Below are 24,046 nucleotides of genomic sequence, written 5' to 3'. Positions count from 1 at the left end.
AGGTTTTTGATGGGGTTTTCCGGTCTGGAAGCGATCGTTTCGGAACCCGTCCTGCTTCTGGGTCTGATGGCCTTTGCCTTTCTTCTGGTGGCTCTCCCCTGGAGTTTCTGGGCTCTGTCCAATGGACGAAGCTCCAGCGGAGTGCGTTCGCTGATCGCTCTCTCCAATCTGTTGCTCACAGCTCAGCTCGTCCTGCGCTGGTGGCAATCCGGACATTTTCCGATCAGCAATCTTTACGAATCGCTTTGCTTCCTGGCCTGGGCCTGCACGCTCACCCAGCTCCTGGTTGAGCGCAACTGGTCATCGCCTCTGGTTGCCGCTGCAGCCACACCGATGGGACTTGGCTGTATCGCTTTTGCGAGTTTTGCCCTTCCTGATCAGCTGCAGCAAGCTTCTCCTCTTGTACCAGCTTTGCGCAGCAGTTGGCTGGTGATGCATGTGAGTGTGATCATGGTCAGCTATGCGGCTCTCATGGTGGGGTCGCTGCTGTCGGTTGCCGTGCTGTTGACGGACCGTGGTGAAGAGCTCGAGCTTCGCAGCAGTTCCATTGGAACAGGTGCGTATCGGAAGACCAGAGTTCTGGCTGCTGAAGGCAGCGTTGCCGTCCAGAATCCCCCTGAAATTCAGCTGTCATCAATCCATTTCAGTCGCACTGAACAGCTCGACAGCCTGAGCTATCGCACAATCACTGTGGGGTTTCTATTACTCACTGTTGGCATCATCAGCGGTGCCGTCTGGGCGAATGAAGCCTGGGGAAGTTGGTGGAGCTGGGATCCAAAGGAAACCTGGGCTCTGATCTGTTGGCTTGTGTATGCCGCCTATCTCCATACCCGTCTCAGTCGTGGATGGCAAGGACGGAGGCCAGCATTGGTTGCTGCTTCTGGATTGGTGGTGATTGTCGTGTGTTACATCGGAGTAAATTTGTTGGGTATCGGTTTGCACAGTTATGGCTGGTTCTTTGAATAAATTTCAATATTGAATTATTCTTTGTTACTGCGTCGGAGGCGTGTGTTCAACTCTTATATAGCGCCACAATCAGCTGGCAGGCTGATTCACTATTTATGAATAAATATTGAAAAATACCTAGGCAAATTCGAACAATTTGTTGCAAGATGTGTGCAAAGTTGTGGCGAATTAAATGAATATCGTTGGTAGTACTGTGTCCTCATTGCGACGAATTTTAAAGGCGCACTCTTCGGTTGAAATATATTTGAAATCCATTCTCGTTATGGGAAGTTTTTATTGTAAGTAAAGTTGTGCTTGATTTTAATGATTATGTACATTTAATTTCTCTTCATTTCTTTGTCAGTCTTTCTCAGCTTCGGCCAAGGCTGTAAACCACTCTCTTAATTGTTTCGGTGTCTTGATACCTATCCTGGTAAGACCCTTGACAAGTTGTTTACAGTCACGAGGGCTCAAAAAAATCTCCGTTTCAATCTGCACAAGCTCTTCATACAGATTTCTCTGTTCATCAGTGAGATCCTTATACTAGTGCCAGTCGGTGAGCACTCATCCACCCCGTACTGCTAGCAGTATTAACTTTTCTGTTTGAACTGTCTTCCCCCATTCGTACCAAAATCAGCATGGACAATAATTGTTCTGCTTCAGGCCTAGGAAGATTGTACGCAATTTTGATCTCACCACTCATGAATCGCTCCCAGGGATGAAAATTGAATGTTATCGAATTTACTTGCTACTGAATTGATTCTGCCTTAGGCAGCATTCACTTTTGATCAAAATAGTGAATTAAATAAACATCAATAAATTGACCTGCTCTATCTTGCCCCTCTAAGTAAACTTCTTTCCATCGGCCAAAAGAACCCATTTCAATGATTCGATTGAATTCACGTAGTGCATCTGCATAGTTCGCCAATGCAACGACTTCAATTAACAGGTTGCCGTCATTGATATTGATGATGTAGCAGCCACCAGTCGGTCTTGAATTGGCCATGGCTTTCAGGCAATCAATTGTTCATTGACTTGAAAGGAATCAATTCGTTTCCCCAGGAGGTTCCTTGCAGCGTATACATTACAATAGGGGAAGTCTTGATGGCCAATCCAATACAGTTTTAATCGCTGCAAATTATGATTGAAAATAACAAGCTTCAGTCTTTTGATTTTGTTTTTTCACAACAAAAATTCTGCTTGATGCGAGAGAGTGTGGACGAACAAAATTATGTTCTTTATATGGAGGATAATGATAAGTGGGCAGAAATGAACAGGAAAGGTTATTTAGAGGATGGTGATCTTGAGGCTGTGAAAATGATTGATGATATTTCAAGGAAAATTATTGAACGCGACGAATGGCTTCCTGACTCAATGATGCCGACCAAGCCTTTCGCTTATTACGAAGAGGGCCATATTTATTCTTTCCTGAATCAGCGGATTGAACAAACAGTGGAGGTGGAGGCCTCTTGCTTGGACGAAGCCTCGAGTGTTATGTTCGGAGATGGTGAATATGATCCAAATGATTGGAAATTAATATTGATAGATCATCAGCAAATTACGCAAGCAAAATAAGTTAAGCTTTTAAATTATTCAGATAAATTTTGCGAATTGACTTAGATGAAAAAGTTTTTTTGATTGCAACTATTGCCAATTTGATTGGAGGCAATCACTGATCCAAATCAGTTACGTAAGACTTGCCATAGTGCCGTTTTCGGCAAAGCTTTTACAATTTATTTTTATACTCTTATTTTGCCTTTTTCTTTTATACCCCCCACCCACCCCCACCCCTTTTTTTCGCTGTCTCAATTGAAACTTCCTTGGCACTTGGACTGGAAAAGTCTCAATCTGGTGATTATCGTGGTGCTGTGATTGAATTCAATAAGGTGATTGCAATTGATCCCGATAATGCATCTGCATACCAATATCGTGGTGTTGCCAAAGCAAAGTATGGTGATTTTGAGGGTTCCATCGTTGATTACAGTAAGTCGATAGAACTTGATTCAAACAGAACTGAATCCTATGGAAGTCGTGGTATTGCCAAAGCGCGTTCAGGAGATGTAGCTTCGGCCATACATGATTTTGACGTGGCTATTCAGCTGAACTCTGAAGATGGCTCAGCTTACTTCAACCGTGCAATGGCAATGGAAATGGAAATGGTTAATGACATACAGAATGCTTGCCTTGATTAGAAACAATCAATAAAATTAGGGAATAAAGGATCGAAGGTTTTTCTGAGAAAATACTGTGGATAGATAAATGCAATTATATGTGGTGGATTGGTATATTGGTGAAAGTAATGAGTGAAAAGATTGCAGTTAGTATATACAGCACTGATAAAAATTAAATTGTTTGATTAATTTAAATGATTGATTTAATTGCTCTTAAAGAGGTCTGACGCCATATCTCGAAAACCCGACAAGTTGCTACCAGGCTGACGCTTGTTAGGACGTAGTGAATTTCCCGGCCGTAGAGCATCCGGAGCAAAATTAACGAGAACTGGAACTGGTTTGTTCAATTCCGCTTCGGCAAGCTCTGCGGCAATCGCTTCGGCCGTCGTTAATGAAGGTCTGCTGGGAACTGTTGTCTCTGGAGTACCGTTTTCAATTTTTTCAGCTTCAGGTAGCGTTATTTGGTCATCTTGAGGTGACTGTTTTTCTGAGGCTTGATCACCTGTGGTCTTGGAATCCGCCACGACGGCTTCAACTTCAGGGATTTCGTTTATTTTTGCAGCTGCGGCTGGCTGCAGCGGGCGCAACAGCACCACTCCCACAGCCAGAAGTAGCAGCGACACTGCCGTAGCTGGAATTCCAAGATTACGGCCCTGGAAGTTCCAGAGAATTGAGGAGCCCGTTAAACCAAGCACACCTGCAATTGCAAGCAGAGGGCCAAGGAATTTCGTAAGTGTTTTAATCATAAGAAGATTATGGCGAATCCAATCCAGCGGGCGTGGGTTGGACTGAAGGTAAAGCCATTGATTATCCTGGCCTCGCGACTCCCGTGTTTACTCGCAAAATTTACTTCATATTTGATGTTGAATCGATCCGTGTATAAAAGTGATCATTGATTCACTCTATCTGAGACCCAGTCCGTGTATTTGTTGTTATGACGCTACCAGCACACTGTTCCTGAAGCATGGCACCGAACTTTTCAATCAATGGATTCAGGATTAGGATCATAATTTTTTTGTTTTGACGAGGGATTTGTTTTGATTCCTGCCCCTCGAAATGCCAACAACTGAATATCTTTTTAATTGAATTGAATTCATTTGCTTCAGCTTAGAAGCCGCGTTTGGTTTGTTCACGGATGTGTAATCGCATTTTCTGGTACTGCAGGATTGCCCGTTCTTCGCTTAGATGTGGAAACAGTGCCTTCGCTTCCTGTGGATTGATCGGTTCCAACAACCAGTCATCCTCCTGCTCAGGCCAAACATCCTGGGCTGATGGTTCCCAATTTTTATGCGACGGAAGCCATCCGAACCATCGTCGACGCCAGCGACTGAGTATTTCAAGAGGATGCATTGATGACTGTGGTCTTGATTACGCTTGAAAACTGACACGTTGATAGCAAAACCATAACCATTGTTGAAAGAGAAGATTCCTATGGGATCTCCAGAGCGTCTGGGGGTGATCTGCATCAAAGTTCAGTGGTGGTGGAACGTCACCACGTGCCTTGTCTCGTTCCATTTCCGCAAGGATTCTGTCCACGTTGTATTCAGGATGGCCCAGATGCATCAGCTGTCGCTGATCCGGTGTCTCGAAAATTGTGTACCCAACTGATTCTCCATGAGCGAGCAACCTTAGTTTTCCCTGCCGTTGGGCCGCCTCCATGGCAGTGTCCGGAAGTGTTGCGTAGCGACTCTGCGGGCAGAGGAACTGGTCATTCTGAGTACCCATCAACGAGTGACCTGGTACAAGACTGCGCATTGGAAACACCCCAAACAGTTTCTGTTGAAGTGGCACTTTGCGGACTCCAGATAGATAAGCCAAAGCAAATCCAGCCCAGCACAGTCCAAGGGTGCTGGCACAGCTCACACGTGCTTCCTCAACCAGCTTCGAGAATTCCGGCCAATACGTGACGTCTTCAAATTCAAGATGTTCAACAGGAGCACCCGTGATGATCAGTCCATCCAGGGGACCATTGTCATTGGCCTCATCCCAGCTCTTGTAAAGGCCGTCAAGGTGGGAACGATCCCAGCTTTTGTAGGCATGGGTTTGCAGCCGAATCCAAATCGGTTCGATCTGAAGCACCGACAGTCCCAGTGGATGCAACAGATTGAATTCATACTGTTTTCCCAGGGGCATGATGTTCAGAATTCCGATCCTCAATGGTCGGATGTCCTGACGTTCTGCCTGTTCAGGTTTGATCCAGGAAATTCGATTCCGCTCAACGGCTGTGATCTTGTGGTAGTTGGCCGGGAGGATCAGAGCCATGTCAAACCCTCTCCGATCACGCCCCGGATGTCAGCGCCTGATCGAAGTCGGCCTTGATGTCATCGATGTGTTCAAGACCCACCGACACCCTGACCATCGTTGGCGTCACACCCGCAGAAGCCTGTTCACTTTCACTGAGCTGCTGGTGAGTGGTAGATGCCGGATGAATCACCAGCGTCTTCGCATCTCCAACATTGGCCAGATGACTCGCCAGTTTCAGGCTGTCAATGAAGCGCACTGCGTCGTCATAGCCGCCCTTGAGCGAGAACATCAACATGCACCCCATGCCTCGGTCTGTGAGGTATTTCTTGGCCGCTTGGTGATAAGGATCACCCGGCAATCCCGGATAGCTGACGCTGGTCACTTTTGGATGCTGCTGCAGCCACTGGGCCAGTTCCATCGCGTTCTGCGCATGGCGCTCAACGCGCAGGCTGAGTGTTTCGAGACCCTGAAGCAGAAGGAAGCTGTTGAAGGGACTCACAGCCGGACCCCAGTCACGCAGGCCTTCGACCCGTGCTCGCAGAGCGAAGGCAATATTTCGGGTATCGGGCAACCCCAGCATCTTGCAGATGTCACTGCCGAATCCGAACGCGTCCCAGTGGACAAGGCCGTGATAGGCAGCACTTGGCTGGCTCATCAACGGAAATTTGCCGTTGCCCCAGTTGAAGGTGCCAGCATCCACAATCACACCGCCCAAACTGGTTCCGTGGCCACCGATCCATTTGGTTGCACTCTCCACAACCACGTCCGCACCATGCTCGATCGGTCGCAGCAAGGCACCGCAGGCTCCGAGCGTGTTGTCCACGATCAGCGGGATGCCACGCTCCCTGGCCAGGGAGGAGAGTCCCTCGAAATCAGGGATGTTGAAGCGTGGGTTGCCCATGGCTTCCACGTAGATGGCCTTGGTGCTGTCATCGATCTGTGCAGCAAAACTGGCGACGTCATCACCTTCGGCAAATCGAACGTTGATCCCAAGCCTGGGGAACTGAACCTTGAACTGGTTGTAGGTGCCTCCATAGAGGAATGAGGTGGACACAAAATTGTCCCCGGCCTGCATGCAGTTCGTGATGGCCAGGAACTGTGCCGACTGTCCGGAGGCTGTGGCGAGCGCTGCGATTCCTCCCTCAAGTGCTGCCACCCGCTTTTCGAAGACATCCGTCGTCGGGTTCATCAATCGGGTGTAAATGTTCCCGAACTCCTTCAGACCGAAGAGATTGGCGCCATGTTCAGCGTCGTTGAAGACGTAGGAGCTGGTCTGGTAGATCGGTACCGCCCTTGCATTCGTAGTTGGATCAGGGACCTGTCCCGCGTGAAGTTGCAGGGTCTCAAAGCGCTGATCCGTCACAGAGATGGCAGGGAAGTCACCCTTTTCTAGCTGCGCGGCGAACGCGCGACCTCAGTCAGCGCCGGGTTCAGGCTTGTCGGTCTCGGCCAGGGATGGAAGGGTCTGTCGCAGCAGTGGAGTCAACTGCTCGCGAACCTCGGCGCGGAACGTGTTGACGTTTTCGCCAAGAAGAATGGGATAGGGCTGATCTCCGCTCTGTTCGCGCAGGTGGCGCCACTTGCTGTTTTCCTTCTCCTTCAGGTCCGTGAGCGCCGCCTGAAAGTCATGGGTTTTCAGCTGCATGCCTTCGTCGGAAAGTCCCGCCGCCTGTTCAGCCATCAGTTCCCTGAAGGCATCAAAGTTTTTGGCCTTGATCGTGTCTGGAAGACCAAGAACGGGTTGGTAATGATCGAGCAGCCGCAGCTCCTCCTCCAGAAGAATCGGCCAGGCTCCCTGAGCTCCATCGGCCAAAGCCATTTCGGATTGAGCTGCAGTCATTGCGTCCAGGTGGAAACGCAGCCAGCGGTAATAAGACTTGTCCTGGGTGTTCTTTTTGACCGCTGCCTTGCCCGTTGCCAAAACCGGCAGAGCCGCTTCGGCTTTGCGCAGAAACAGACGATCCTCACGTTCCAGGTTCATGGCTCCCCAGCGCTGTCGGTACTCCCAGAGTTCGGCGTAGCGATTCACATCCTCAGCAGACCAGCCGAGACCGGCCAGTTCATCGGCGCGATGGGTGAGTTCTTTGGCCACGCAGCTTGTTCAGTCGTGATGCACGAAGCGTAGAGGCCGGACGCGGAAAGATCAGGTTGGAGGGTGAACCAGCAGTTTCCTCAGGCGGATTCATCACTTGCTTTCAAGGCAGGTCGACTCATGTCGGCGGCGCACCATGGGGGTTCTTCTGCAGATAGTCATTGACACCAATGGGCTGCTGTTGCTCATAGCCCTCATGCAACCAGAGGTCACCGGATGATGAGGCGTAATGGATCTGCCACTGGTGAAGACTCCGATAGGCCTGTGGATTTTTCTTCAGAAGCGCCGCGTAGTGCAGGACCGCTTTGCCGTAATGGTCACTGTTGTTGTATCCCCACAAGCCACTGCGGATGTCCTTGAGACCTCCTCGTCGCACCAGGTAGCGCGCTGCAGCATGGATGGCATCCCATGGATCATGGATATTGCCGCCATTACCGATGCCTGGCTCAGACCAGGTGGTCGGTAGAAACTGCATCGGCCCCTGAGCATTGGCCACTGACACGCCGTCGATCCGTCCCATGCCGGTTTCCACAAGATTTACAGCAGCCAGAACAGTCCAGTCGATTCCTGTTGCTGCAGAGGCACTGCGGTAAGCCTTCAGCAATTGAGCTGCGGGAGCAGGAGTCCTGATTCTCCAGGCGGGCAGTGTGGATGAGGCGGGACCTCGGTGCATCGCCAGAAATGCCTTACGGGCTGCAATGTGCTGGTCATAAACCCAGTGCCAGTTCGGATCCAGTTGGGCGCGAACCTCCTGACTCAGAACGTCTCGCTTGGACAGAACCCTGTAGATCACCTGTTGCTGATGGGCCAGTGCTGCAAGGTTCTGTTCATCCAGCTGAGGGTTGATCAGAGCAGTCTCGACCTTGGTGATCAGGGCAGCGAGTTCACCTGGTTCTTTCGGTACCAGCGGGTAGTGCCGTCCATTCGGTGCAACGGGGAGGCCTGCCTGGTTTGGAAGATCCGGAATGATTACGCTGGCCGCGGTCTGATCTCCAGCAGCCTCTGTGGAATCGATCGTTTTGCAGGCCACTGTGATCGGGCTGAGCAGAACTGAAATGCTCAGCAGACCTCGGATCCAGATTCTGGTGTTTGAAAGATCGCTGTTCACGAATGCAGAAATCCCCTTCGATCGTGGAAGTCCGGTTTGTCTGCCGGATGGTTCAAAGCCCAGTAACTCAGACAGCCACTGTTCTCTTCCAGAACCATTGACAGGGCAATGTCAGGAATCGCTGTGAGCTCCAACCATGGTTTGAGTGAAATCTGAATGGTGCAGCGGCAGCCAGCACCATCCATGCTGAAGTTCACCACAGGTTGCTTCGCCTGCGGTTCCGCCATGCCGCCGCTGCGGTATCCGCTGAACCTGTAAAGGTTCCAGTCTCCATTGGGCGAGGCATTCATTTCCCAGTATTCCTGCGAATCAGGTCGAGCAAGAAACGCCTCGAAGCAGGTATGCATCCAGAGGTTGTCGTGTCTCATCGCTGGGTTCTCTGCCTTGCTGCCCCTGAAGGAAATGCCATCGAGGGAGCCTCCGGACTGCTTCGAGCAAAGGCTGAAGCTCAGCTCAAGAGCAGCATCTTCTCTCCAAACAAACTCCGCCGTGGCAAGAACTGCCGGACTTTGGTCCAGGTCAAAGGGAATCAGTGGGCACACCTGCCTCACCATCACAGGGTGTCGTCCCATTGCCTAAATCCAGATCCAGGCTGTTCTGGGCAGAGATCTGTGCCTGATTGCGTGCTTCGTCGTCACTGATGAGTGGTGAAGTCCGGCCTGTCGAGATCCACAGGTTAGAAGCACAATCAGAATGGTTCCAGGGGCAGCTGCAACACATGAGCCTGAGAGAACGGTTTGCCGATCTGTTGATCCGAGCCGCCCGTCGCATCGCTCCCTCCGTGCACTCTGAGGAATTCACGGAGCTTCCTCAACAGCTGGCATCACTGGAGGCTGTCGACCCATCCCCTGCTTCGACTTCAGTGGATGCTGCTGATCTGCCTTCGGTGGAACCACTGTCACTGGATCAACGTGTGATCAGTCGTTCGGTGAAAACCCTCAAAGCCGAAGCCATCAGCTCTCTGGCCACGCTGCATGCCGCGCACCTTGTTGGTGCTTCCGTTTGGGACGAGCGGCGAATAGCAGCAAGGATCAATGCCGCCTCCGGGATCAAAGCTGCCAGTCCTGAAGTGCTCGCAGAAATTGAAGGACTCGCCGTCACCTGGCAAAACGATCTTTCCGCCATCACCAACGCTCTCCAGCAGGTTGCCGCCATCAGTTGCCCGGAAGCGCCGATCTCTCAGGACCTTCGGCTTGAGGGAGAAGAGCAGGCCCTTGCAGCTGATCTCATCGAAACCTGTTCGGTGGAGCTCACACGCCATCAGCTGGAACTGGCCAACCCTCAGGAAGACGATGATCAACAGGAGGAGACCGATGGACAGGGATCCAATGATCAGAATTGATCTGGAGATTCAGCGCTCAGGCCAAACTCTTGGCTGGACAAGCTCTTCAAATCCCCTTGCAATGTGATGCCCAGCAAGAACAACATGATGCCAACAAATGATACTGAACTGCATGCTCGATTACGATGCTATGAGCAAGCCCGCAACCGGTTGATTGCAGCTGCTGTAGAGGATGTTCTTGAACATTGCTCGGATCAAGATCGTATCCGACTGAATTTCATTCCCGATGTAGAGAGTCAGGGATCCGATGTTCCGATTCCTGAATTCAATGAAAAAGCCGACCAGTATGTAGATTTGATTGTTCAGCAAGCAATCGCCACGATCTCCATCCTGATCTGCAAGCAGTTCAATATCACTGTTTTGAAGCCTGAAGCCTGAAGCCTGAAGCCTGCCGGCTATTGAATTGTTCAAGAAGCACACGCTGCAGATAACATTTCAGTTTGTGTTGCAGCTCCCTTTGGGTTCTCGGTTTTTAAGAAGTCATTCGTTCATAAGAATACTTGGCTTTGCTGGTTATCTGATCTTTATTTTTTAATGTGTTCGCTGCAGCAGAGTGGTGTCCTGCTGCAATTTAATGCTGTTAAAGACTGACGAACAATTGGGAGATGGCATGCTTTATATTCATGCTGGAAATAATCCTTTCCCTGGGTTGATTTGCTTCAGATCTTCACACTTGTCATTGTGCTGTTTCGCATTCTCGAAAAAGATCTTCAATCAGACTTTTCAATTCTGTCCACTGATTCTCAATTGATCTGGTGAGCGCAAGCTGAACCTCAGCGCGATCGAGGTTGTGTTGCGGCCTTGTTGTACGGAAGTAGCGATCTCCGGACAGGTGATCTGTGAGAAAGCGGATTCCAAGCTCAAGAGGAATCAGGCGAATGCAGTCAGGCAGGTAGCGGAAATCTTCTGGTGTTAAAAACGACCTGCCTATGGATAGATATCCTTCGAGGATCGCTCGACAAAGGTTCAGGTCAAAGCTGACATTCTTGGTGTCAAGTGTTTCCTCCCCCAATCTGTTGCAGCAGGAACGCAGACAATCACCGATGTCGTAATGAATCAATCCTGGTTTGACCGTGTCGAGATCGATGAGACCAACGGCCTGGCCTGAGGCATCGTCAATCATGACGTTGTTGATCTTCGGATCTCCGTGGATCGGTCTTCTTTTCAGTTCACCTCTTGCACAGGCCTGCTCAAGAACATCGATCCCATTCCTGCGGTCCTTGATGAAAGAGACCGCTTCAGCGATGCGACGGCAGCTCTGATCAGCCGATCCGGAGAGCACAAGGTCGAATTCGGCAAGGTATGCCGGCGCGATATGAAAATTCTCAAGCGTGTCTGCCAGTTCGTCAGTGGCCAGATCACTGATCAGGTGATGAAACATGCCCAGGCCGTAGCCCAGCTCACGGGCATGCTGGTCGTCCTGAATCACATCCGTTGTGGTGGCGGCACCGATATGGGTGATGGATCGCCAGAACTCACCCTGATGCTCCACCCAGTGCCCATCGGCATCCAGTGTCGGCAGAACTTTGGGAACCTCCCAGCGTCGACCCAGCAGTTCCGGTGGTTTTTGCGCCAGACGCTGCTCAACGTGACTGCCCAGTTTCAGCAGGTTGCCCATCACCAGTTCGGGTTGTTCGAACACTTCCGTGTTCAGACGCTGCATCACGAATGCTGATCGTGACGCGCTGCAATTCAGCGTCACCAGAAACGTGTCATTGACATTCCCGGAGCCGAGCTTGCTGATTCCATCGATCTGCTCTGATGGATGGAACAGGCCTGCAATGGTCTCCAGAATCGAATTGGAGCTGGAGAACGGGAGCGTCACGTTTAATCGCATGGGTCTCACGACGAAACATGCCGTTTCCCTTGGTGTTTGCCATCAATGAGTGTGCGGAAAATCAGGCGGGAAGGCGGCAGCATGGTGAGCGTTGTCTGAACGGCACGGGTGGCACGCATCCTTCACACCGCTGACTGGCAGATCGGCAAGCCCTATCGCTGGATCGACAATTCCCAGAAACAGGCACGGTTGCAGCAGGAGCGAGTTGATGCTGTTCTGAGGATCGCTGAAGTGGCCAGCCAGGAACAGGTGGACATCGTGGTTGTTGCCGGTGACCTGTTCGACTCGAGCACAGTGGCTGCGGCCATGGTCATGGAGGTGCTGGAAGCGATCGGATCGATTCCAGCACCTGTGGTTGTGATACCCGGCAACCATGATCACGGCGGTTCCGGAGGCATCTGGAGGCGCGAGGATCTGCGCTCACAGATGCAGCAGCGTGCCGGCAATCTCCGATTGCTGCTGAATCCCGAGCCTGTCGATGTTTCTGGAATCACTCTGCTGCCATGTCCTCTGCAACGACAGCGGGACAGCCAAAGTCCATCGCTCTGGCTCGATCAGCTCGACTGGACGGCCCTTGATCCGGTGAAACCGAGAGTGGTTGTGGCCCATGGCTCGGTTCAGGGTTTTGGTGGTGAGGGCCAGGTCAACCAGCTTTGCCTCGATTCCCTGCCTCGTGATCAAGTCGATTACATCGCCCTCGGTGACTGGCATGCGCTGATGGAGGTTGATTGCAGAACCTGGTACAGCGGCACACCTGAACCCGATCGCTTCCCAACCGGACCCGATGACCTGAGGTCTCAGGTTCTGGTGATTGATGTGGAGAGAGCCCAGCCTCCAAGGGTCATGGTGAAACCCACTGGTCGCCTCCGTTGGCACCGGATCACCCTCACGCTCAACGGCGATGCCGATCTGCTGCGTCTGGAACAACAGCTTGATCAGTGTGTCGGCAGCCGTGTCGGTCGGGACCTCATTCGGCTTGAGCTCAACGGACAACTCGGCCTTCAGGGCCATCTCCAGCTTGAGGAACGTTTGGAGCTCCTCGCACAACAGCTTCTTCACCTGCGCTTGCGCGGCAAGCTGCACCGCCAACCAACAGCACAGGAGAGGGATGCGCTGTTGCTGCGTATGGACAGTCCTCTGGTCAGCACGATCGCTGCAGATCTTCAGGACGAGCTGCTGAGCAATGCTGATCCCCTGGTTGAGCAGGCTCTGATCGAGTTGCACCGTCTTTGCGCTTCTGATCGATGCGCCTGATTCGTTGCCGACTGGAAAGCATGCGCCGGCATCGAGCTCTCGAGGTGTCCTTCGCCCCTGGTCTGACCTTGATTGGTGGTGCCAATGAATCCGGTAAGAGCTCGCTTGTGGAGGCGATGCATCGGACATTGTTTCTGCGTGCCTCCGCCACCGGTGCCGCAGTTCGTGATCTGCGCTCCGCCACCCATGCGGGACACCCCCAGGTGGAGATCGACTTCGACGCGGCTGGCCATCGTTGGTCACTGTTGAAATGCTTCAGCGGCGCAGGCGGGACCTGCCGCCTCAGCCGAGCCGGTCAGCAGGTGCTGCTCGGTGGCGATGCCGAAGATCAACTCGCCGCTCTTCTTGGTGTTGAGGAGATCATCGGCAGCCGCCAGGTGAACCGGGTTCTACCCACCCGCTGGGCTCACCTCTGGGTGATGCAAGGCCTGGCCGGTCGCAATCTGCTGGATCTCAGCGCCGAGCATTACGACCTCAAGGGATTGATCACTGCTCTTGAGGGACAGGCTGAGCAATCACTTCAGTCCCCGATCGATCAGCAGGTCTTCAACCAGCTTGAACAACTGGTGGCTTCCAGCCTCACCAGTCGTGGTGTGAAACAGAACAGTGAACTCTGGAAACGACGCCAGGAAGTTCAGCAGGCTTCAGATCGACAGTCCGAGGCACAGGAGCGACTGCTCAGTTACGAGACAGCCTGCAGCGAACTGGATGCCAACGAGCAGGCTCTTGATCAGCTTGATTCTCAAGCACCGAATCTGCAGAGGAAGCGCCGGCAGCTTCTGGCACTCAAGGATCTGCAACAACAGCTTGCTCCACTGAGTCTTCAGCGGACTCAGTGGCAACAGCAATTCAGTGCTTTGAGTCGTCTGGTTCAGGAGATGACGGCTGCTGAAACGGCGATGAAGTCGCTTCGACAGCAGCTCAAGGTCATGAACGAGTCTGCGCAGACCATATCCAGCGCTCTCCTTGATCAACGACAGGCATGCCAACAGCTCGATTGCAAACGTCAGGCGCTTGAGGAGCGTGGCCACGCCCTTAGGCGTCGTCAGGATCAGGAACGGCTTGAACAACGCATCCAGAACCTGCGTCTGCAAAAGGAACAACGCGTCAAATTCGAACATCAACAGTCTCTGCTCAGACAACAGCTGACGGCATTGCCGGGTCGCGATCCCGCCGATCTGTCCTCCCTGAAGGCTCAGCAGTCACAGCTTCGTGAGCTGGACATCCGTCTGCAGAGCATGGCGTCAAAGGTCGAACTGCAATGCTCCGATAGGACTGTCCGCGTGGATGGAGAACCACTAGGACCAGGAGACGTTGTGCAAAAAACGGGTGCATTTCGTCTGCAGGTCGGTGAAGGGGTCAGCCTGCTTGTCAGCCCCGGAGAGGGAACAGGTCTTCCATCACTGCAGGCTGAAAGGACCCGATCTCAGGCTCTGTTGGAGCAGAACCTCAAGCTCTGGGGTGTCGACAGCATTGAAGCTGCAGAGGCTCAGTTGCAGATGCGCGCGGAGCTTCAACAGCAGCTTGCTGTTCTTGATGCACGTCTTCGCCAGCTCATGGAACAGCAGCAGAGCAACCTGAAGGGGGATCAGGATCTCGATCACCTCGAGCAGCAGCTCGCTGAACTGCGACACCATCAGCTTGATCCTGAGATTGCCGCTGAAGATGACTTGACTCGGGCGTTGAACGATTGCCGTATCGCCTATCAAACGGTTCAGGAAAGGATCCGCTCACGGCGTGCTGACTATGAGCGCGCTGAACGTGACCAGAAGGGTGCTGTCGGGAAGCTTCAGGATCTGCAGATTCGGCTTGAGCGCCATGAGGCCCAGCATGTCCAGCAGCATCAACAACGACAAGAGATCGAGTCGCGGCACGGCTCAGCGAACTCAATCAACGTTGAACTCAAGAAGGTGACTCGTCAGTGTGAGCTGTTGCAGAACCAACTGCTGGCACTCAGACACGACTGTGGCATCGCGTCCGGCGCCGACGTGGAGGCATCACTGGCTGAGCTGGATGATCAGGAGCTGAGGCTCAATCGTCTGCGCACGGAACTGAACCGTGAACGAGGCTCCCTTCTCGAGCGCTGCGAGAGTCTTGGAAGTCGTGAACTTCACGCAGAGCTTGAGGAAGCCTGCACACGTCTAGCTCTGGCTCAGCAGGCAGAGGCACAGGAAACTCTTGTGGTTGACTCACGGGTGCTGCTTCTCAGGCGGTTCCAGCAAGCGCGTGCCGATCTTTCACGTCGCTACTCATCACCATTGCGGGCAAGCATCAACCGTTTCATCGCTCCTTTTCTGCAGCAGCCCGGAGACAGCTCCGAGCTTTGCCTGGATGCCAGCGATGGCCTGAAGGATCTGCGGCTTCAACGTTCAGGTCAAAGCCTCGAGTTTTCTCAGCTCAGTGGAGGACTCAAGGAACAGTTGAATGCCGCTGTCCGGCTTGCGATCGCCGAGGCTTTGCGTCATGGGCATGACGGCTGCCTTCCACTGCTGTTTGATGACGCCTTCACGAACAGCGACCCTTCACGACTTGAAGCGGTTGGCAGCATGCTCAGGCTGGCTGTTGACCAGGGTCTGCAGGTGGTGATTCTGAGTTGTGACCCGGATCCCTACCGAGCCATCGCCGATTCGGTGATCGATCTCTAGGGGCATTGATGTGCAGACGACGGTTCGCCTGACTCAGAGTGCGTTTTCGATCACATTCATGGCTTTGAGGTAGGCCGGCGGTTCATCGGCTGTCTCCGGTTCTTCAATGCCGTTGTCGTCGCGGATCAAACGGCGGGCGTTATCAGCAATGACGGCGTTCACGAGCAGATCCATCGCTTCAGGCTGCTCGAGATTCTGGAGCGCATCGGCATATCTTCGGCTGTGGGTGGGCCGCACTGATTCCTGGCAGTAGTTGGACAACTCCCGGCTTTCCGTCATCACTGAAAACGCCACGTCCTTGGTGGTCGAATTCCCATAGATGGCCATGTAGAGCAGATTCACCATCGAAGCGTCATGCACGGGGACGGCGTATTTGCGCACGATCTGTGGCCAGTAGCGCAAGGACTTGAGACCTTCAAGGCCACCTTTGCGCAGTCCTGCCTGTTCGCACCAGTTCTCCAACTCCTCCATCGATTGCGGGCATCGATTCTCGGCTCGCATGTGCTCCGCCAGAACCTGTCCAGCCTGGAAATTGCGGGTGGGTGTTCCGGAAACCGGCAGCATCATGCTGCCGCGCACGTCCGCCACCATTGCAGTGAGTTGAGCAAAGGTGTGATCGCGCACTTTTTCCATATCTCCGCCGCGGACGAGTGCCGCTTCGATCCGCTGGACGCCATAACCCAGTTCCGTCAGCGCGAAGGGCTGGCGGTTGTAGAGACGTTGTCGATTACGTCTGGCCATGGACACGGTGGCTGCCTGATCCAGGCACTGGTCGAGCAGAAGCGTCAGCAGTGTTGGCAACACGCCGGGATTGTCCTGGTGGTAGGCGTAACCGAACCCTGCGAAGACCGATGACATGTTCTTCGCTGCCTTGATGTACTGACCCTCGATGTTGTGAACACCCGCTGAGACCTGAATGTTGGGTGACAGTCGATCCAGCATCCTTGCGCCCAGCAGAGCGGTGAGTGCGTTGGGATGACAGAAGTTGGCCGTGAAGCTGTCGAGTGGATTGCGCAGGGCGCCGTGACGGTGAAAACCGGAGAAAAACCCGAGGCTGGGCACCTTTTCGCAGAGCACATACGACTCGTTGGCGATGTTGTCGTGGCTGAACGATCCAGCCAGACAGGCCAGAACCACGTGCTGACGGCCCAGTTGATCCCGCAGTTGGATCGCCTCGATCAGGTCGTCCTCAACATGATTGCTGTTGGCACTGAGCACCACCAGTTCACAGCGCTTGAGCAGGTCAGCAAGAGTGTTGGGTTGACGCCCACCCTCGGTTTGATGGCTGCCCATCCGTTCCATCACGGCCACATGGTTCGGATCCATGCCTTCGATAGCTGATTGAGTGAACGCGCCGAGAAGCTCGCGTTCAGGACGAGGTGCCAGCAGAAGATTGTCCTCATCCTTCTGCTGCATGGCGCAGTTGTAAGCGAGGGAAGCCGGATAAAGCCCAACGCTGTAGAAACCGACCTTTCCGGTCTCCAACTCCCAGACCCGCTGCCGCACCTGATCCCGGTCGAGGCTGGGTGGAAAGAATCCATTTGAGTTCAACAATGCTGCAGTGCTGAGACTCATCGCTTTGACTGGGAGGACTGGGTGAAAGAGGGTTGGGGATATTGAGTGGCAGCTGAATCAAACTGCTGGATCAGGCTGTTCAACCTCACCCACCCATTATCTGCTTTCAGGTCCCCAGGGTTTCGTCAAAGCCCAGTGGATGGATTTCTACCGAAGAGATGCGACAGACGAAAGCGAACACTTGAAGATCAAATGAATCAATTGATTTGGCTGAAATGATGCATATGATTGATGCACCAAGTGCTCAAAGTGAAGACTTTCTCTGCAGCAATGAGTGGCCAGCCTGAGATGAGCAGACGCAGGGAGTACTTCGATGTTGCTTGATGATGAACGTGGCAATGGTTATTGACTTCATGTAGAATTGTTTGATCACATTCTTATCGTGCGTAATGAATAGTCTCGAAATGGAGAATGAGATCCGTGCGCTACTCAGCAGGGCTGATATCGGACGTTTGGAAGGACTTCTGGTTGATTCTGCGGATTGGGGTGTCAATATCAGAATGACTCTTAATGATCAGTTCGTCGAAGTTGATCTGATTAAAAACTGGGATGGTTTCGAGATGATTTTGCTTGATGAGCAAAACAGGAATTCCGTGCAGATCGATGAAATACAGGACATTCTTCAAGTTCTAAGTCTTCATTATTGAGTGTTTTCAGGAAGATTGTCTGAATTGTTTTCGAAAACAATTTTCATGGCCAATATGGTCAGATTCAATGCAAGTGTAAATGCATTTGCAATCATTACCGGCTTCGCTTCCACATGATATCCGTAGATCACCCAGCAAAGACAGCCGGTACTGAAGGTGAGTAACAAGGCGTAGGAAACATCTTTTGCTGAACGGGTCTTCCAGGTTTTAACGACCTGCGGCAGAAATGCGATTGTTGAAAGCGTTGCTGCAGCAAAGCCAAATACCTCAGAGGAGTTTAAATCCAATACCATTCGAGTGATTTGAATCGTTCAAGGAACCTTTTGACCATAGCCGCGGCTTCAACAGTCTGAGATTTGATGCTCAGCGCTGATATCAGGAGCATTACAACATTCAATCTGATCTTGTCTGTTGCCATGCCGATTTCTTTCGTATCAACCCACTCGGGAAGTGCCTGTTCTGGTCAATAGTCAAGTACCTCCTGATGATGGATCGCTCCAGAAGCTGGATGAAAGGGGTTCAATCCTTTTGCCTCCAGTTGAGAATCACTGCAACAAGATCTTCACATCAGCGCAGTGAATGTTGACGAATCAGTGGTTGTTGTTCGCTGACATGACCTTTTCCATTGCTTCCTGTTCCCTCCACTCGTGAGCCTGAAAAGTCGCGATTCACGAGGGTGTTTCATCAACGACTGCATCCTGACCGCTCCCTCGCCGGCGATCTCTGGTGTGTTGCTGAGTGCTCCTTCCCTATCCAGCTTTGTGATTGACCACGTTCTTGTCCTGAGATTGATCCGAGTTCCTTTTTGGTGATTCAGTCTGAAATCCAATGCATCAGACACCGGTCTTTTACAGAAGGGTCATGGCTGGTGGCAGACCAGTGAATGTCGTCTGCTCCAAGCGGATTGGCGATTCATCCAGAGCATGGGAAGGTGAGAACCAAGACCACGACAGCCATGGTTCGGATGGATCTCGCTTCACTGCATCATGAACTCATCACCAGTTCTGACCTGCTGATTGTTCAGGATCTCGATGGGGTCTGCATGCCTCTGGTGAAGGACCCACTGACCCGGAGTCTTGCAGCTGATTATGTTCACGCCGCTGGCCGTTTACGAGGCAGTTTCTTCGTTCTGACCAATGGTGAACACGAAGGTCACCGTGGAGTGAATCGTCTGGTTGAAACTGCACTTGGTGACCCCGCCATTGCTCGAAGAGAAGGTCTTTATCTGCCAGGCCTTGCCGCTGGTGGAGTACAGCTGCAGGATGAATTCGGGACCATCACGCACCCTGGTGTCAGTGAGGCTGAAATGCACTTCCTGGCGTCGGTTCCTGCGCGGATGAAGGATCTGATGTCGTCGATGCTTCCTCCCTTGATGCCTGAACTGGGCGAAGTGGAGCTTGCTGACGAGGTTGAAAAGGCTGTTCTTGACACGCAGGTGTCGCCAACAATCAACCTCAACAGCCTGTTCAGCAGACTCCCGGGCGATGTCGACCGACAGCGTCAGCTGCAGTCAATGCTCCAGTTGCTCATGCAGCAACTCATGACGATGGCCGTGGCTGAAGGTCTTCAGGACTCGTTTTTTCTGCACGTCGCGCCGAACCTCGGCCGAGATGCCGGCGGCTGTGAACTGCTTAAACCCTCCACGGAATCGGATGTCGGCAGCACCGACATTCAGTTCATGCTGCGTGGAGCAATCAAGGAAGTGGGTTTGCTGGTTCTGATCAATCGCCATATTGCAGCGCGCACCGGCAAGGCACCTTTCGGGGATGACTTCAACGTCAGAACCGCACCCCAGGATCATGAAGCGCTTCTTGCCCTCTGTAGAAACCGAATTCCTTCTGATCAGATGCCCCACCTTGTCGGTGTCGGTGACACGGTCACTTCGACGATCAACCCCTCTGGAGATGGTTGGTTGAGAGGTGGCAGCGATCGGGGCTTTCTCACTCTTCTTCAGGAACTCGGACGCAGCTATGGACATCAGAACAGGGTGGTTCTGGTCGACAGCAGCGGTGGTGAGGTGGACCGCCCATCGCTGAGGAATGGAACCCTTGAAGGGATCAGTGACCCAGAGGATCCTCTTCAATTTGATGTCTGTGTTCCGGGCGGCCCTGATGCCTATGTGACCTGGTTCAACGGCCTGGCAGCAGCTCGAAACGGGCTGCCACTCTGATCAACCCCAATCAAAACAAACCAAACGACCCGGAGCCTGTTGATGCCAGATTCCGTCAGCAGAAAATCAGCGTCTGGAGTTGGTGACTGCCGCGATGCGTTTGCCTCTGCAGACTTGATCAATCAGCTCTTCTGCAATGCGAACACTGCTCTCACTGCCGATGCTGCTGGCTTCAGCTGTCCCAGTGGCGCTGGTCCAGGCAGAACCTTTGCAGCAATCCGCACGATGTGCGGTGCCTGCACCGGGTCAGTACCTGATCGTGAGTCAGGGTCTGCGTGGTGATCAACCACTGGGCCGCCTTCAACTGGAGGAATGGTTCCCAGACGGAGCCGTCAGTGGAACCCGTTTTCTGAGGGTTGGTCGCACCTACAGCGAAACGCAATATCAAGGGCGTTGGCAGTCAGAGAGCGATTGCGGTCTGTCTGTGACCAGAGATGAGTCCGGTAGCGCAAGCAAGGTTTTGCTCACTTCAGCTGGATTGCCTCGTTACGGACTCAGTGATCGAACAGGTGATGTTGTGAGGGAGCGATGGATTCCGCAGCCGGATCGGCGCTGTGACCCGGAGACCATGAACGGCAGCTTCCTCAGCCAGCAAAGCGGTACCACCTTTGCTGATTCTTCATGGAAAGCGAATGCTGTGATTCAGCGAGAGAGCTGGACAGGGTGGCGCATGGTCGGTCTCGCGATTTCTTCCTACGACGGGATCGGAGAAGTGGCTGCTTACCAGGGCCAATTCACTCAGGTTGACAACTGCATCGGCCAGATTCGTCAGCAGGATGATCGCGGTGTGACTTACGCCTACGCAGCGATTCTGCGTTCGGATGGTCTGGGGTACGCCTATCTCCAGACACAAGGTGATGATCTGACCGTTGCCACTGTTGAAAAATCGCTTCCCTAGCTCTGTGGTCGTTTCGCCAGAATTTCCACAGATCATCGCCTCGGATCCCCTCAAGACGTTGACTTCAACCTTTCCAGAAACCCTGAGTTTCCCTCCTGTTCGTCGAGGCAGATTGGAAACCCTGCAGGTCAATCTCGGATATCGCTGCAATCAGACCTGCAGTCACTGTCATGTGAATGCCGGTCCATGGAGGAAGGAAATGATGACCAGGGAAATGATTGAGTTGATCCCTGAGGTGCTTGACCGCTTAAACCTCCATTGTCTGGATCTCACCGGTGGTGCACCGGAACTGCATCCTCAGTTTCGAGACCTTGTTGTGTCCGCCAGGTCTCTTGGCGTTGATGTGATCGATCGCTGCAACCTCACAATCCTCAGCGAGCCAGGACATGAGGATCTGGCGGAATTTCTGGCGGCAATGGGTGTGAGGGTGGTTGCGTCGCTTCCCTGCTACGAGCAGGAGAGGGTGGATCTGCAGCGAGGTCAGGGTGTCTATGAGCGAAGCATCGCAGGGCTGAAGCAGCTGAACCGGCTTGGGTATGGCCAACCCGGATCACCCTTGCAACTGGATCTGGTGTTCAACCCTTCCGGTCCTTCTCTCCCCCCGGCTCAGGAGCCACTTGAAGCTCAGTACAGGGAGGCCTTGGCATCAAGTCATGGGATTTCCTTCTCACACCTGCTCACGATCACCAATATGCCGATTCAGCGTTTTGCCAGGGATCTGCTTCACCAGGGCAAGCTTGAGCCCTATCAGCAGATTCTGCGTGAGGCCCATCGGCCGGAAAACATTCAATCGGTGATGTGTCGCAGCCTGATCAGCGTGAGCTGGACGGGAGCTCTTTATGACTGTGATTTCAATCAGCAGCTGAATCTTGCCTCCGACTCCGGACCGCGAACGCTTGTTGATCTGCTCAGCGCAGCGGATGGTTTGAAGGACCTACCAATCGCTGTTGCTGACCATTGTTTCGGATGTACAGCTGGCAACGGGTCCAGCTGTGGTGGCTCTCTCACTTGAGCGAGACCTGAACCCCTGCCGGCGTGAACAGAAACACATGGTCCCCGAGGCGATGTTCCAGACCATCAATGGCAGTGATTCCACCGGACACGAAATCAGCAGTGCGCTGTGCCAGTGCCTTGTCCATGGATGTGAGATCGAGCACCACCGTTTTTTGACTGCGAACAGCCAGAACAGCCTGCATCCCTTCCGCCACCCCTTGCGGACGGATCACAAGCATCTCCTGTGATTGCTTGCGAGTGGATTGATTCATTACTCTCAGGCTGGCGAGGCTGGAGAAAAGTCGCAGTAACCGTCACCATGCAGTGATGACTAAATCCTCCTCATCTGATTCAGCGCCAGCTCACTGCGGCAGTAAGCCCAAGCGTTTGGCCATTGGAATTGCGCCACTTGGCACCGTGTCGATCGGCATCGTGCCGATGGGCGTGATTTGTATCGGCATCGTTCCCATGGGGGTGGTTTCCATCGGCGTTGTCGCCATGGGCGTGATCAATCTTTCGATTGTGGGCATGGGTCTGCTGGCGATCGGTGCCAACACCATGGGGGTCTGGACGGTTGGACCGATGAGCATGGGGCTGGTTCAGATCGGAGCTCGCGGCGGTCACGACAGCGAGAGCCATAACCACAAGAGTCACCATCACAACAGCCACTCTCAATCAGACTCAGAGGATGACCCTCGCTTCATGGCTTTTCCCACCAAAGCTGAAGCCGAAGCTCAGGCCAGGCAGATCGGCTGCGAAGGGGTCCATCAGATGGGTAGTCACTGGATGGCCTGTGGTGAACATCCAACGGACCAGCGATAGACACTGTCGATCAGCGGCAAGCAGGGCAAATACCACGCACATTGAGGCTGGAATCGATCAGTTCAAAATCGAACTGCTTGCAGGCGTCACGACCAGCCTGAAGAACTGCCTCGTTTTCAAATTCCTCCGTTCGACCGCAGCGAACGCAGACAAGGTGATGGTGGTGAATGTGTTCGGCATCGGCAAGCTCGAAACGGCTGCCACCATCCCTGAGTTCCAGTTCCTGGAGAAAATCCATCTCTACCAGGAGTCGCAGCGTCCGATAGATGGTTGCCAGCGAGACCTTGGACTGATTGTCCACAAGCTGACGATGAACCTCTTCTGCACTGAGATGACTTCCACTGCCGATCTGCTCGAACAGATCAAGCACAAGACGCCGCTGGGGCGTCATGCGACGACCATCCTGGTGCAGCCCCTTCTTCAGAGTTCCAGTCGCTTCAGCAGAAGAGGTTGCAGGCGACATGCAAACGGAATGCGTGTTTCTCAATAGTACGCACTATTGAGAGTCAGCACCAGTGCTCCTTGATGAGTTGTGTTCTTCTTTGGCTGGTCATGGTTGTGATCTCTGATACGTAGCGCCCTCCAGCTGGCACATCTCTCAGCACTCAGGAGAATCTGGGGAGCAATCTCTGCAGAGTTTTGATTGCGATTGACATGACATAGGCCTGAACAAGCCTCAACAGACAGCTGAATCATGCGCTGGCGAACCCGATAGGCTGACTTGCTGTTTGACGAAAAGAGTGTCGGTCTCCTGGACGGTGCTAATGCGCTTCGTTGCGAGTGGCCTTTTCCTGCTGGCTCATGGGCTGCTGGTGCTTGAGCACATTGCACTGGGAACAGCACTCCACGGCGTCGCCGAAGTTTTTCTTGCCCCCTGGGCGCTGCGCCACCGCGCCTGGGACCTGATTGTGATTGGCTTGATTTTCTGCGTTTTTGACCTTTGGGGAACCCTGAGATTGGTCAATGTGCTGGGTTGAGGGACACAGGTTCCATCCACCAGCGGGCAACGCGTCCAGCCTGATCAGGTCTGCTGGCTGGCACAGTGACCACCACCAGACGTTTATTGCTGCGCTGATAGTCGTATCGGCAGTAGCCAGCACCTGTTCCCGAACAGGACGCAAGTGACGAAAGCTGATTGCCAGCTAGCTCTTGTTCAAAACTGTGTACCTCGCCTTCAGGCGCGGGGTTCCAGCCTGTTGCAGTCAGATTTTTATTGACAACCAGAATTGATTGACCAGCCTTGAGCTCAGGCGGGCGTTGCTCAGCTTTCAGATCAACCCAGATTCCGGTCATACAGAGACCG

26 protein-coding genes are annotated in these 24,046 nt (G+C 53.1%); 13 read left to right on the top strand and 13 right to left on the bottom strand.

Translation table 11 applies throughout. The features are described 5' to 3' along the window. The first annotated feature begins 9 nt into the window (after positions 1-9). Entirely contained in the window at positions 10-966 is a 957-nt protein-coding gene (gene ccsB / locus SIB73_RS04860) for a c-type cytochrome biogenesis protein CcsB (RefSeq protein ID WP_413402473.1), read from the top strand. A gap of 757 nt (positions 967-1,723) precedes the next feature. On the opposite strand, the gene SIB73_RS04855 is transcribed toward ccsB, so the two are convergent. Continuing rightward, positions 1,724-1,951, bottom strand: coding sequence for a hypothetical protein (locus SIB73_RS04855; protein WP_413402475.1), 228 nt, complete (start codon positions 1,949-1,951; stop codon positions 1,724-1,726). Positions 1,952-2,085: 134 nt separating this feature from the next. On the opposite strand from SIB73_RS04855, the gene SIB73_RS04850 reads away from it, so the two are divergent. Both SIB73_RS04850 and SIB73_RS04845 read left to right on the top strand, forming a co-directional pair. Next, positions 2,086-2,520: a hypothetical protein gene (locus SIB73_RS04850; RefSeq protein WP_413402476.1), complete on the top strand. Its 435-nt coding sequence runs from the start codon at positions 2,086-2,088 to the stop codon at positions 2,518-2,520. A gap of 245 nt (positions 2,521-2,765) precedes the next feature. Then, on the top strand, positions 2,766-3,137 hold the full coding sequence (locus SIB73_RS04845) for a tetratricopeptide repeat protein (RefSeq protein WP_413402477.1): 372 nt from the start codon (positions 2,766-2,768) through the stop codon (positions 3,135-3,137). Positions 3,138-3,319: 182 nt separating this feature from the next. On the opposite strand, the gene SIB73_RS04840 is transcribed toward SIB73_RS04845, so the two are convergent. The 6 genes from SIB73_RS04840 to SIB73_RS04815 form a co-directional block, all read right to left on the bottom strand. Beyond that, a complete protein-coding gene (locus SIB73_RS04840) occupies positions 3,320-3,862 on the bottom strand; it encodes a hypothetical protein (RefSeq protein ID WP_413402479.1) in 543 nt (180 codons plus the stop codon). Positions 3,863-4,484: 622 nt separating this feature from the next. Further along, positions 4,485-5,378 carry a homoserine O-succinyltransferase gene (locus SIB73_RS04835; RefSeq protein WP_413402481.1) on the bottom strand — a complete coding sequence of 298 codons (894 nt, stop codon included), beginning with the start codon at positions 5,376-5,378 and terminating at the stop codon, positions 4,485-4,487. Between the two features lie 16 nt (positions 5,379-5,394). Next, positions 5,395-6,723 (bottom strand): O-acetylhomoserine aminocarboxypropyltransferase/cysteine synthase family protein, encoded by a 1,329-nt coding sequence (locus SIB73_RS04830; protein WP_413402482.1) that lies wholly within the window; start codon positions 6,721-6,723, stop codon positions 5,395-5,397. Positions 6,724-6,774: 51 nt separating this feature from the next. Next, positions 6,775-7,452, bottom strand: a complete 678-nt coding sequence (locus SIB73_RS04825) for a hypothetical protein (protein ID WP_413402484.1) — start codon at positions 7,450-7,452, stop codon at positions 6,775-6,777. Between the two features lie 118 nt (positions 7,453-7,570). Beyond that, positions 7,571-8,560 carry a transglycosylase SLT domain-containing protein gene (locus SIB73_RS04820; protein WP_413402486.1) on the bottom strand — a complete coding sequence of 330 codons (990 nt, stop codon included), beginning with the start codon at positions 8,558-8,560 and terminating at the stop codon, positions 7,571-7,573. Then, positions 8,557-9,132, bottom strand: coding sequence for a DOMON-like domain-containing protein (locus SIB73_RS04815; protein ID WP_413402488.1), 576 nt, complete (start codon positions 9,130-9,132; stop codon positions 8,557-8,559). The genes SIB73_RS04820 and SIB73_RS04815 overlap by 4 nt, the downstream gene beginning before the upstream one ends. A gap of 146 nt (positions 9,133-9,278) precedes the next feature. Between SIB73_RS04815 and SIB73_RS04810 the strand changes: the two genes are divergently transcribed. Continuing rightward, the gene (locus SIB73_RS04810) at positions 9,279-9,902 is read left to right on the top strand and encodes a hypothetical protein (protein WP_413402490.1); all 624 of its coding nucleotides are present in this window, start codon (positions 9,279-9,281) and stop codon (positions 9,900-9,902) included. Positions 9,903-9,968: 66 nt separating this feature from the next. Next, positions 9,969-10,280, top strand: a complete 312-nt coding sequence (locus SIB73_RS04805; RefSeq protein WP_413402492.1) for a hypothetical protein — start codon at positions 9,969-9,971, stop codon at positions 10,278-10,280. A 298-nt stretch (positions 10,281-10,578) separates the two neighbouring features. Here the strand turns inward: SIB73_RS04805 and SIB73_RS04800 are convergent, their stop codons facing one another. Beyond that, positions 10,579-11,739 carry a phosphotransferase enzyme family protein gene (locus SIB73_RS04800; protein ID WP_413402494.1) on the bottom strand — a complete coding sequence of 387 codons (1,161 nt, stop codon included), beginning with the start codon at positions 11,737-11,739 and terminating at the stop codon, positions 10,579-10,581. A 108-nt stretch (positions 11,740-11,847) separates the two neighbouring features. Between SIB73_RS04800 and SIB73_RS04795 the strand changes: the two genes are divergently transcribed. Together SIB73_RS04795 and SIB73_RS04790 are read left to right on the top strand one after the other, a co-directional pair. Then, a complete protein-coding gene (locus SIB73_RS04795) occupies positions 11,848-12,993 on the top strand; it encodes a metallophosphoesterase family protein (RefSeq protein ID WP_413402496.1) in 1,146 nt (381 codons plus the stop codon). Further along, entirely contained in the window at positions 12,984-15,638 is a 2,655-nt protein-coding gene (locus SIB73_RS04790; RefSeq protein ID WP_413402498.1) for an AAA family ATPase, read from the top strand. Before SIB73_RS04795 ends, SIB73_RS04790 begins: the two co-directional genes overlap by 10 nt. 33 nt (positions 15,639-15,671) lie before the next feature. Here the strand turns inward: SIB73_RS04790 and SIB73_RS04785 are convergent, their stop codons facing one another. Continuing rightward, positions 15,672-17,213 carry a hypothetical protein gene (locus tag SIB73_RS04785; RefSeq protein WP_413402500.1) on the bottom strand — a complete coding sequence of 514 codons (1,542 nt, stop codon included), beginning with the start codon at positions 17,211-17,213 and terminating at the stop codon, positions 15,672-15,674. Between the two features lie 389 nt (positions 17,214-17,602). On the opposite strand from SIB73_RS04785, the gene SIB73_RS04780 reads away from it, so the two are divergent. Next, on the top strand, positions 17,603-17,860 hold the full coding sequence (locus SIB73_RS04780; protein WP_413402501.1) for a hypothetical protein: 258 nt from the start codon (positions 17,603-17,605) through the stop codon (positions 17,858-17,860). On the opposite strand, the gene SIB73_RS04775 is transcribed toward SIB73_RS04780, so the two are convergent. After that, the gene (locus SIB73_RS04775) at positions 17,854-18,153 is read right to left on the bottom strand and encodes a SemiSWEET family sugar transporter (RefSeq protein WP_413402503.1); all 300 of its coding nucleotides are present in this window, start codon (positions 18,151-18,153) and stop codon (positions 17,854-17,856) included. The two genes, SIB73_RS04780 and SIB73_RS04775, sit on opposite strands and share 7 nt — an antisense overlap. A 662-nt stretch (positions 18,154-18,815) precedes the next feature. On the opposite strand from SIB73_RS04775, the gene stpA reads away from it, so the two are divergent. The 3 genes from stpA (at position 18,816) to arsS (ending at position 21,940) form a co-directional block, all read left to right on the top strand. Further along, entirely contained in the window at positions 18,816-20,030 is a 1,215-nt protein-coding gene (gene stpA, locus SIB73_RS04770) for a glucosylglycerol 3-phosphatase (protein WP_413406417.1), read from the top strand. A 136-nt stretch (positions 20,031-20,166) separates the two neighbouring features. Next, entirely contained in the window at positions 20,167-20,928 is a 762-nt protein-coding gene (locus tag SIB73_RS04765; RefSeq protein WP_413402504.1) for a hypothetical protein, read from the top strand. Positions 20,929-20,986: 58 nt separating this feature from the next. Further along, positions 20,987-21,940, top strand: a complete 954-nt coding sequence (gene arsS / locus SIB73_RS04760; RefSeq protein ID WP_413402505.1) for an arsenosugar biosynthesis radical SAM (seleno)protein ArsS — start codon at positions 20,987-20,989, stop codon at positions 21,938-21,940. On the opposite strand, the gene SIB73_RS04755 is transcribed toward arsS, so the two are convergent. Beyond that, positions 21,933-22,193 (bottom strand): cell division protein SepF, encoded by a 261-nt coding sequence (locus SIB73_RS04755; protein WP_413402507.1) that lies wholly within the window; start codon positions 22,191-22,193, stop codon positions 21,933-21,935. The genes arsS and SIB73_RS04755 overlap by 8 nt on opposite strands. A gap of 55 nt (positions 22,194-22,248) precedes the next feature. Between SIB73_RS04755 and SIB73_RS04750 the strand changes: the two genes are divergently transcribed. After that, a complete protein-coding gene (locus SIB73_RS04750) occupies positions 22,249-22,743 on the top strand; it encodes a hypothetical protein (RefSeq protein ID WP_413402508.1) in 495 nt (164 codons plus the stop codon). Between the two features lie 10 nt (positions 22,744-22,753). On the opposite strand, the gene SIB73_RS04745 is transcribed toward SIB73_RS04750, so the two are convergent. Continuing rightward, a complete protein-coding gene (locus SIB73_RS04745; RefSeq protein WP_413402510.1) occupies positions 22,754-23,206 on the bottom strand; it encodes a Fur family transcriptional regulator in 453 nt (150 codons plus the stop codon). A 301-nt stretch (positions 23,207-23,507) separates the two neighbouring features. Here SIB73_RS04745 and SIB73_RS04740 point away from each other — a divergent pair, with 301 nt between their 5' ends. Continuing rightward, complete coding sequence (locus SIB73_RS04740; protein WP_413402512.1) at positions 23,508-23,720, top strand: hypothetical protein; 213 nt, start codon at positions 23,508-23,510, stop codon at positions 23,718-23,720. Here the strand turns inward: SIB73_RS04740 and SIB73_RS04735 are convergent. Then, on the bottom strand, positions 23,704-24,036 hold the full coding sequence (locus SIB73_RS04735; protein ID WP_413402514.1) for a hypothetical protein: 333 nt from the start codon (positions 24,034-24,036) through the stop codon (positions 23,704-23,706). The two genes, SIB73_RS04740 and SIB73_RS04735, sit on opposite strands and share 17 nt — an antisense overlap. Positions 24,037-24,046 lie beyond the last annotated feature (10 nt).

The sequence above is a fragment of the Synechococcus sp. MIT S9509 genome (genome assembly GCF_047303035.1).
Taxonomy (GTDB): Bacteria; Cyanobacteriota; Cyanobacteriia; order PCC-6307; family Cyanobiaceae; genus Synechococcus_C.
This window is presented reverse-complemented; position numbering and strand designations above follow the sequence as displayed.

Excerpts from the sequence above, each read along its gene's own strand:
- SIB73_RS04740 (WP_413402512.1), top strand. The coding sequence starts at position 23,508 with ATGCGCTTCGTTGCGAGTGGCCTTTTCCTGCTGGCTCATGGGCTGCTG.
- SIB73_RS04855 (WP_413402475.1), bottom strand. The coding sequence starts at position 1,951 with ATGGCCAATTCAAGACCGACTGGTGGCTGCTACATCATCAATATCAAT.
- SIB73_RS04815 (WP_413402488.1), bottom strand. The coding sequence starts at position 9,132 with ATGGGACGACACCCTGTGATGGTGAGGCAGGTGTGCCCACTGATTCCC.
- SIB73_RS04790 (WP_413402498.1), top strand. The coding sequence starts at position 12,984 with ATGCGCCTGATTCGTTGCCGACTGGAAAGCATGCGCCGGCATCGAGCT.
- SIB73_RS04850 (WP_413402476.1), top strand. The coding sequence starts at position 2,086 with ATGATTGAAAATAACAAGCTTCAGTCTTTTGATTTTGTTTTTTCACAA.
- SIB73_RS04745 (WP_413402510.1), bottom strand. The coding sequence starts at position 23,206 with ATGTCGCCTGCAACCTCTTCTGCTGAAGCGACTGGAACTCTGAAGAAG.
- SIB73_RS04785 (WP_413402500.1), bottom strand. The coding sequence starts at position 17,213 with ATGAGTCTCAGCACTGCAGCATTGTTGAACTCAAATGGATTCTTTCCA.
- SIB73_RS04765 (WP_413402504.1), top strand. The coding sequence starts at position 20,167 with ATGCGAACACTGCTCTCACTGCCGATGCTGCTGGCTTCAGCTGTCCCA.
- SIB73_RS04840 (WP_413402479.1), bottom strand. The coding sequence starts at position 3,862 with ATGATTAAAACACTTACGAAATTCCTTGGCCCTCTGCTTGCAATTGCA.
- SIB73_RS04755 (WP_413402507.1), bottom strand. The coding sequence starts at position 22,193 with ATGAATCAATCCACTCGCAAGCAATCACAGGAGATGCTTGTGATCCGT.
- stpA (WP_413406417.1), top strand. The coding sequence starts at position 18,816 with ATGGTTCGGATGGATCTCGCTTCACTGCATCATGAACTCATCACCAGT.
- SIB73_RS04800 (WP_413402494.1), bottom strand. The coding sequence starts at position 11,739 with ATGCGATTAAACGTGACGCTCCCGTTCTCCAGCTCCAATTCGATTCTG.
- ccsB (WP_413402473.1), top strand. The coding sequence starts at position 10 with ATGGGGTTTTCCGGTCTGGAAGCGATCGTTTCGGAACCCGTCCTGCTT.
- SIB73_RS04735 (WP_413402514.1), bottom strand. The coding sequence starts at position 24,036 with ATGACCGGAATCTGGGTTGATCTGAAAGCTGAGCAACGCCCGCCTGAG.
- SIB73_RS04835 (WP_413402481.1), bottom strand. The coding sequence starts at position 5,378 with ATGGCTCTGATCCTCCCGGCCAACTACCACAAGATCACAGCCGTTGAG.
- SIB73_RS04805 (WP_413402492.1), top strand. The coding sequence starts at position 9,969 with ATGCCCAGCAAGAACAACATGATGCCAACAAATGATACTGAACTGCAT.
- SIB73_RS04750 (WP_413402508.1), top strand. The coding sequence starts at position 22,249 with ATGACTAAATCCTCCTCATCTGATTCAGCGCCAGCTCACTGCGGCAGT.
- SIB73_RS04780 (WP_413402501.1), top strand. The coding sequence starts at position 17,603 with ATGAATAGTCTCGAAATGGAGAATGAGATCCGTGCGCTACTCAGCAGG.
- SIB73_RS04810 (WP_413402490.1), top strand. The coding sequence starts at position 9,279 with ATGAGCCTGAGAGAACGGTTTGCCGATCTGTTGATCCGAGCCGCCCGT.
- SIB73_RS04775 (WP_413402503.1), bottom strand. The coding sequence starts at position 18,153 with ATGGTATTGGATTTAAACTCCTCTGAGGTATTTGGCTTTGCTGCAGCA.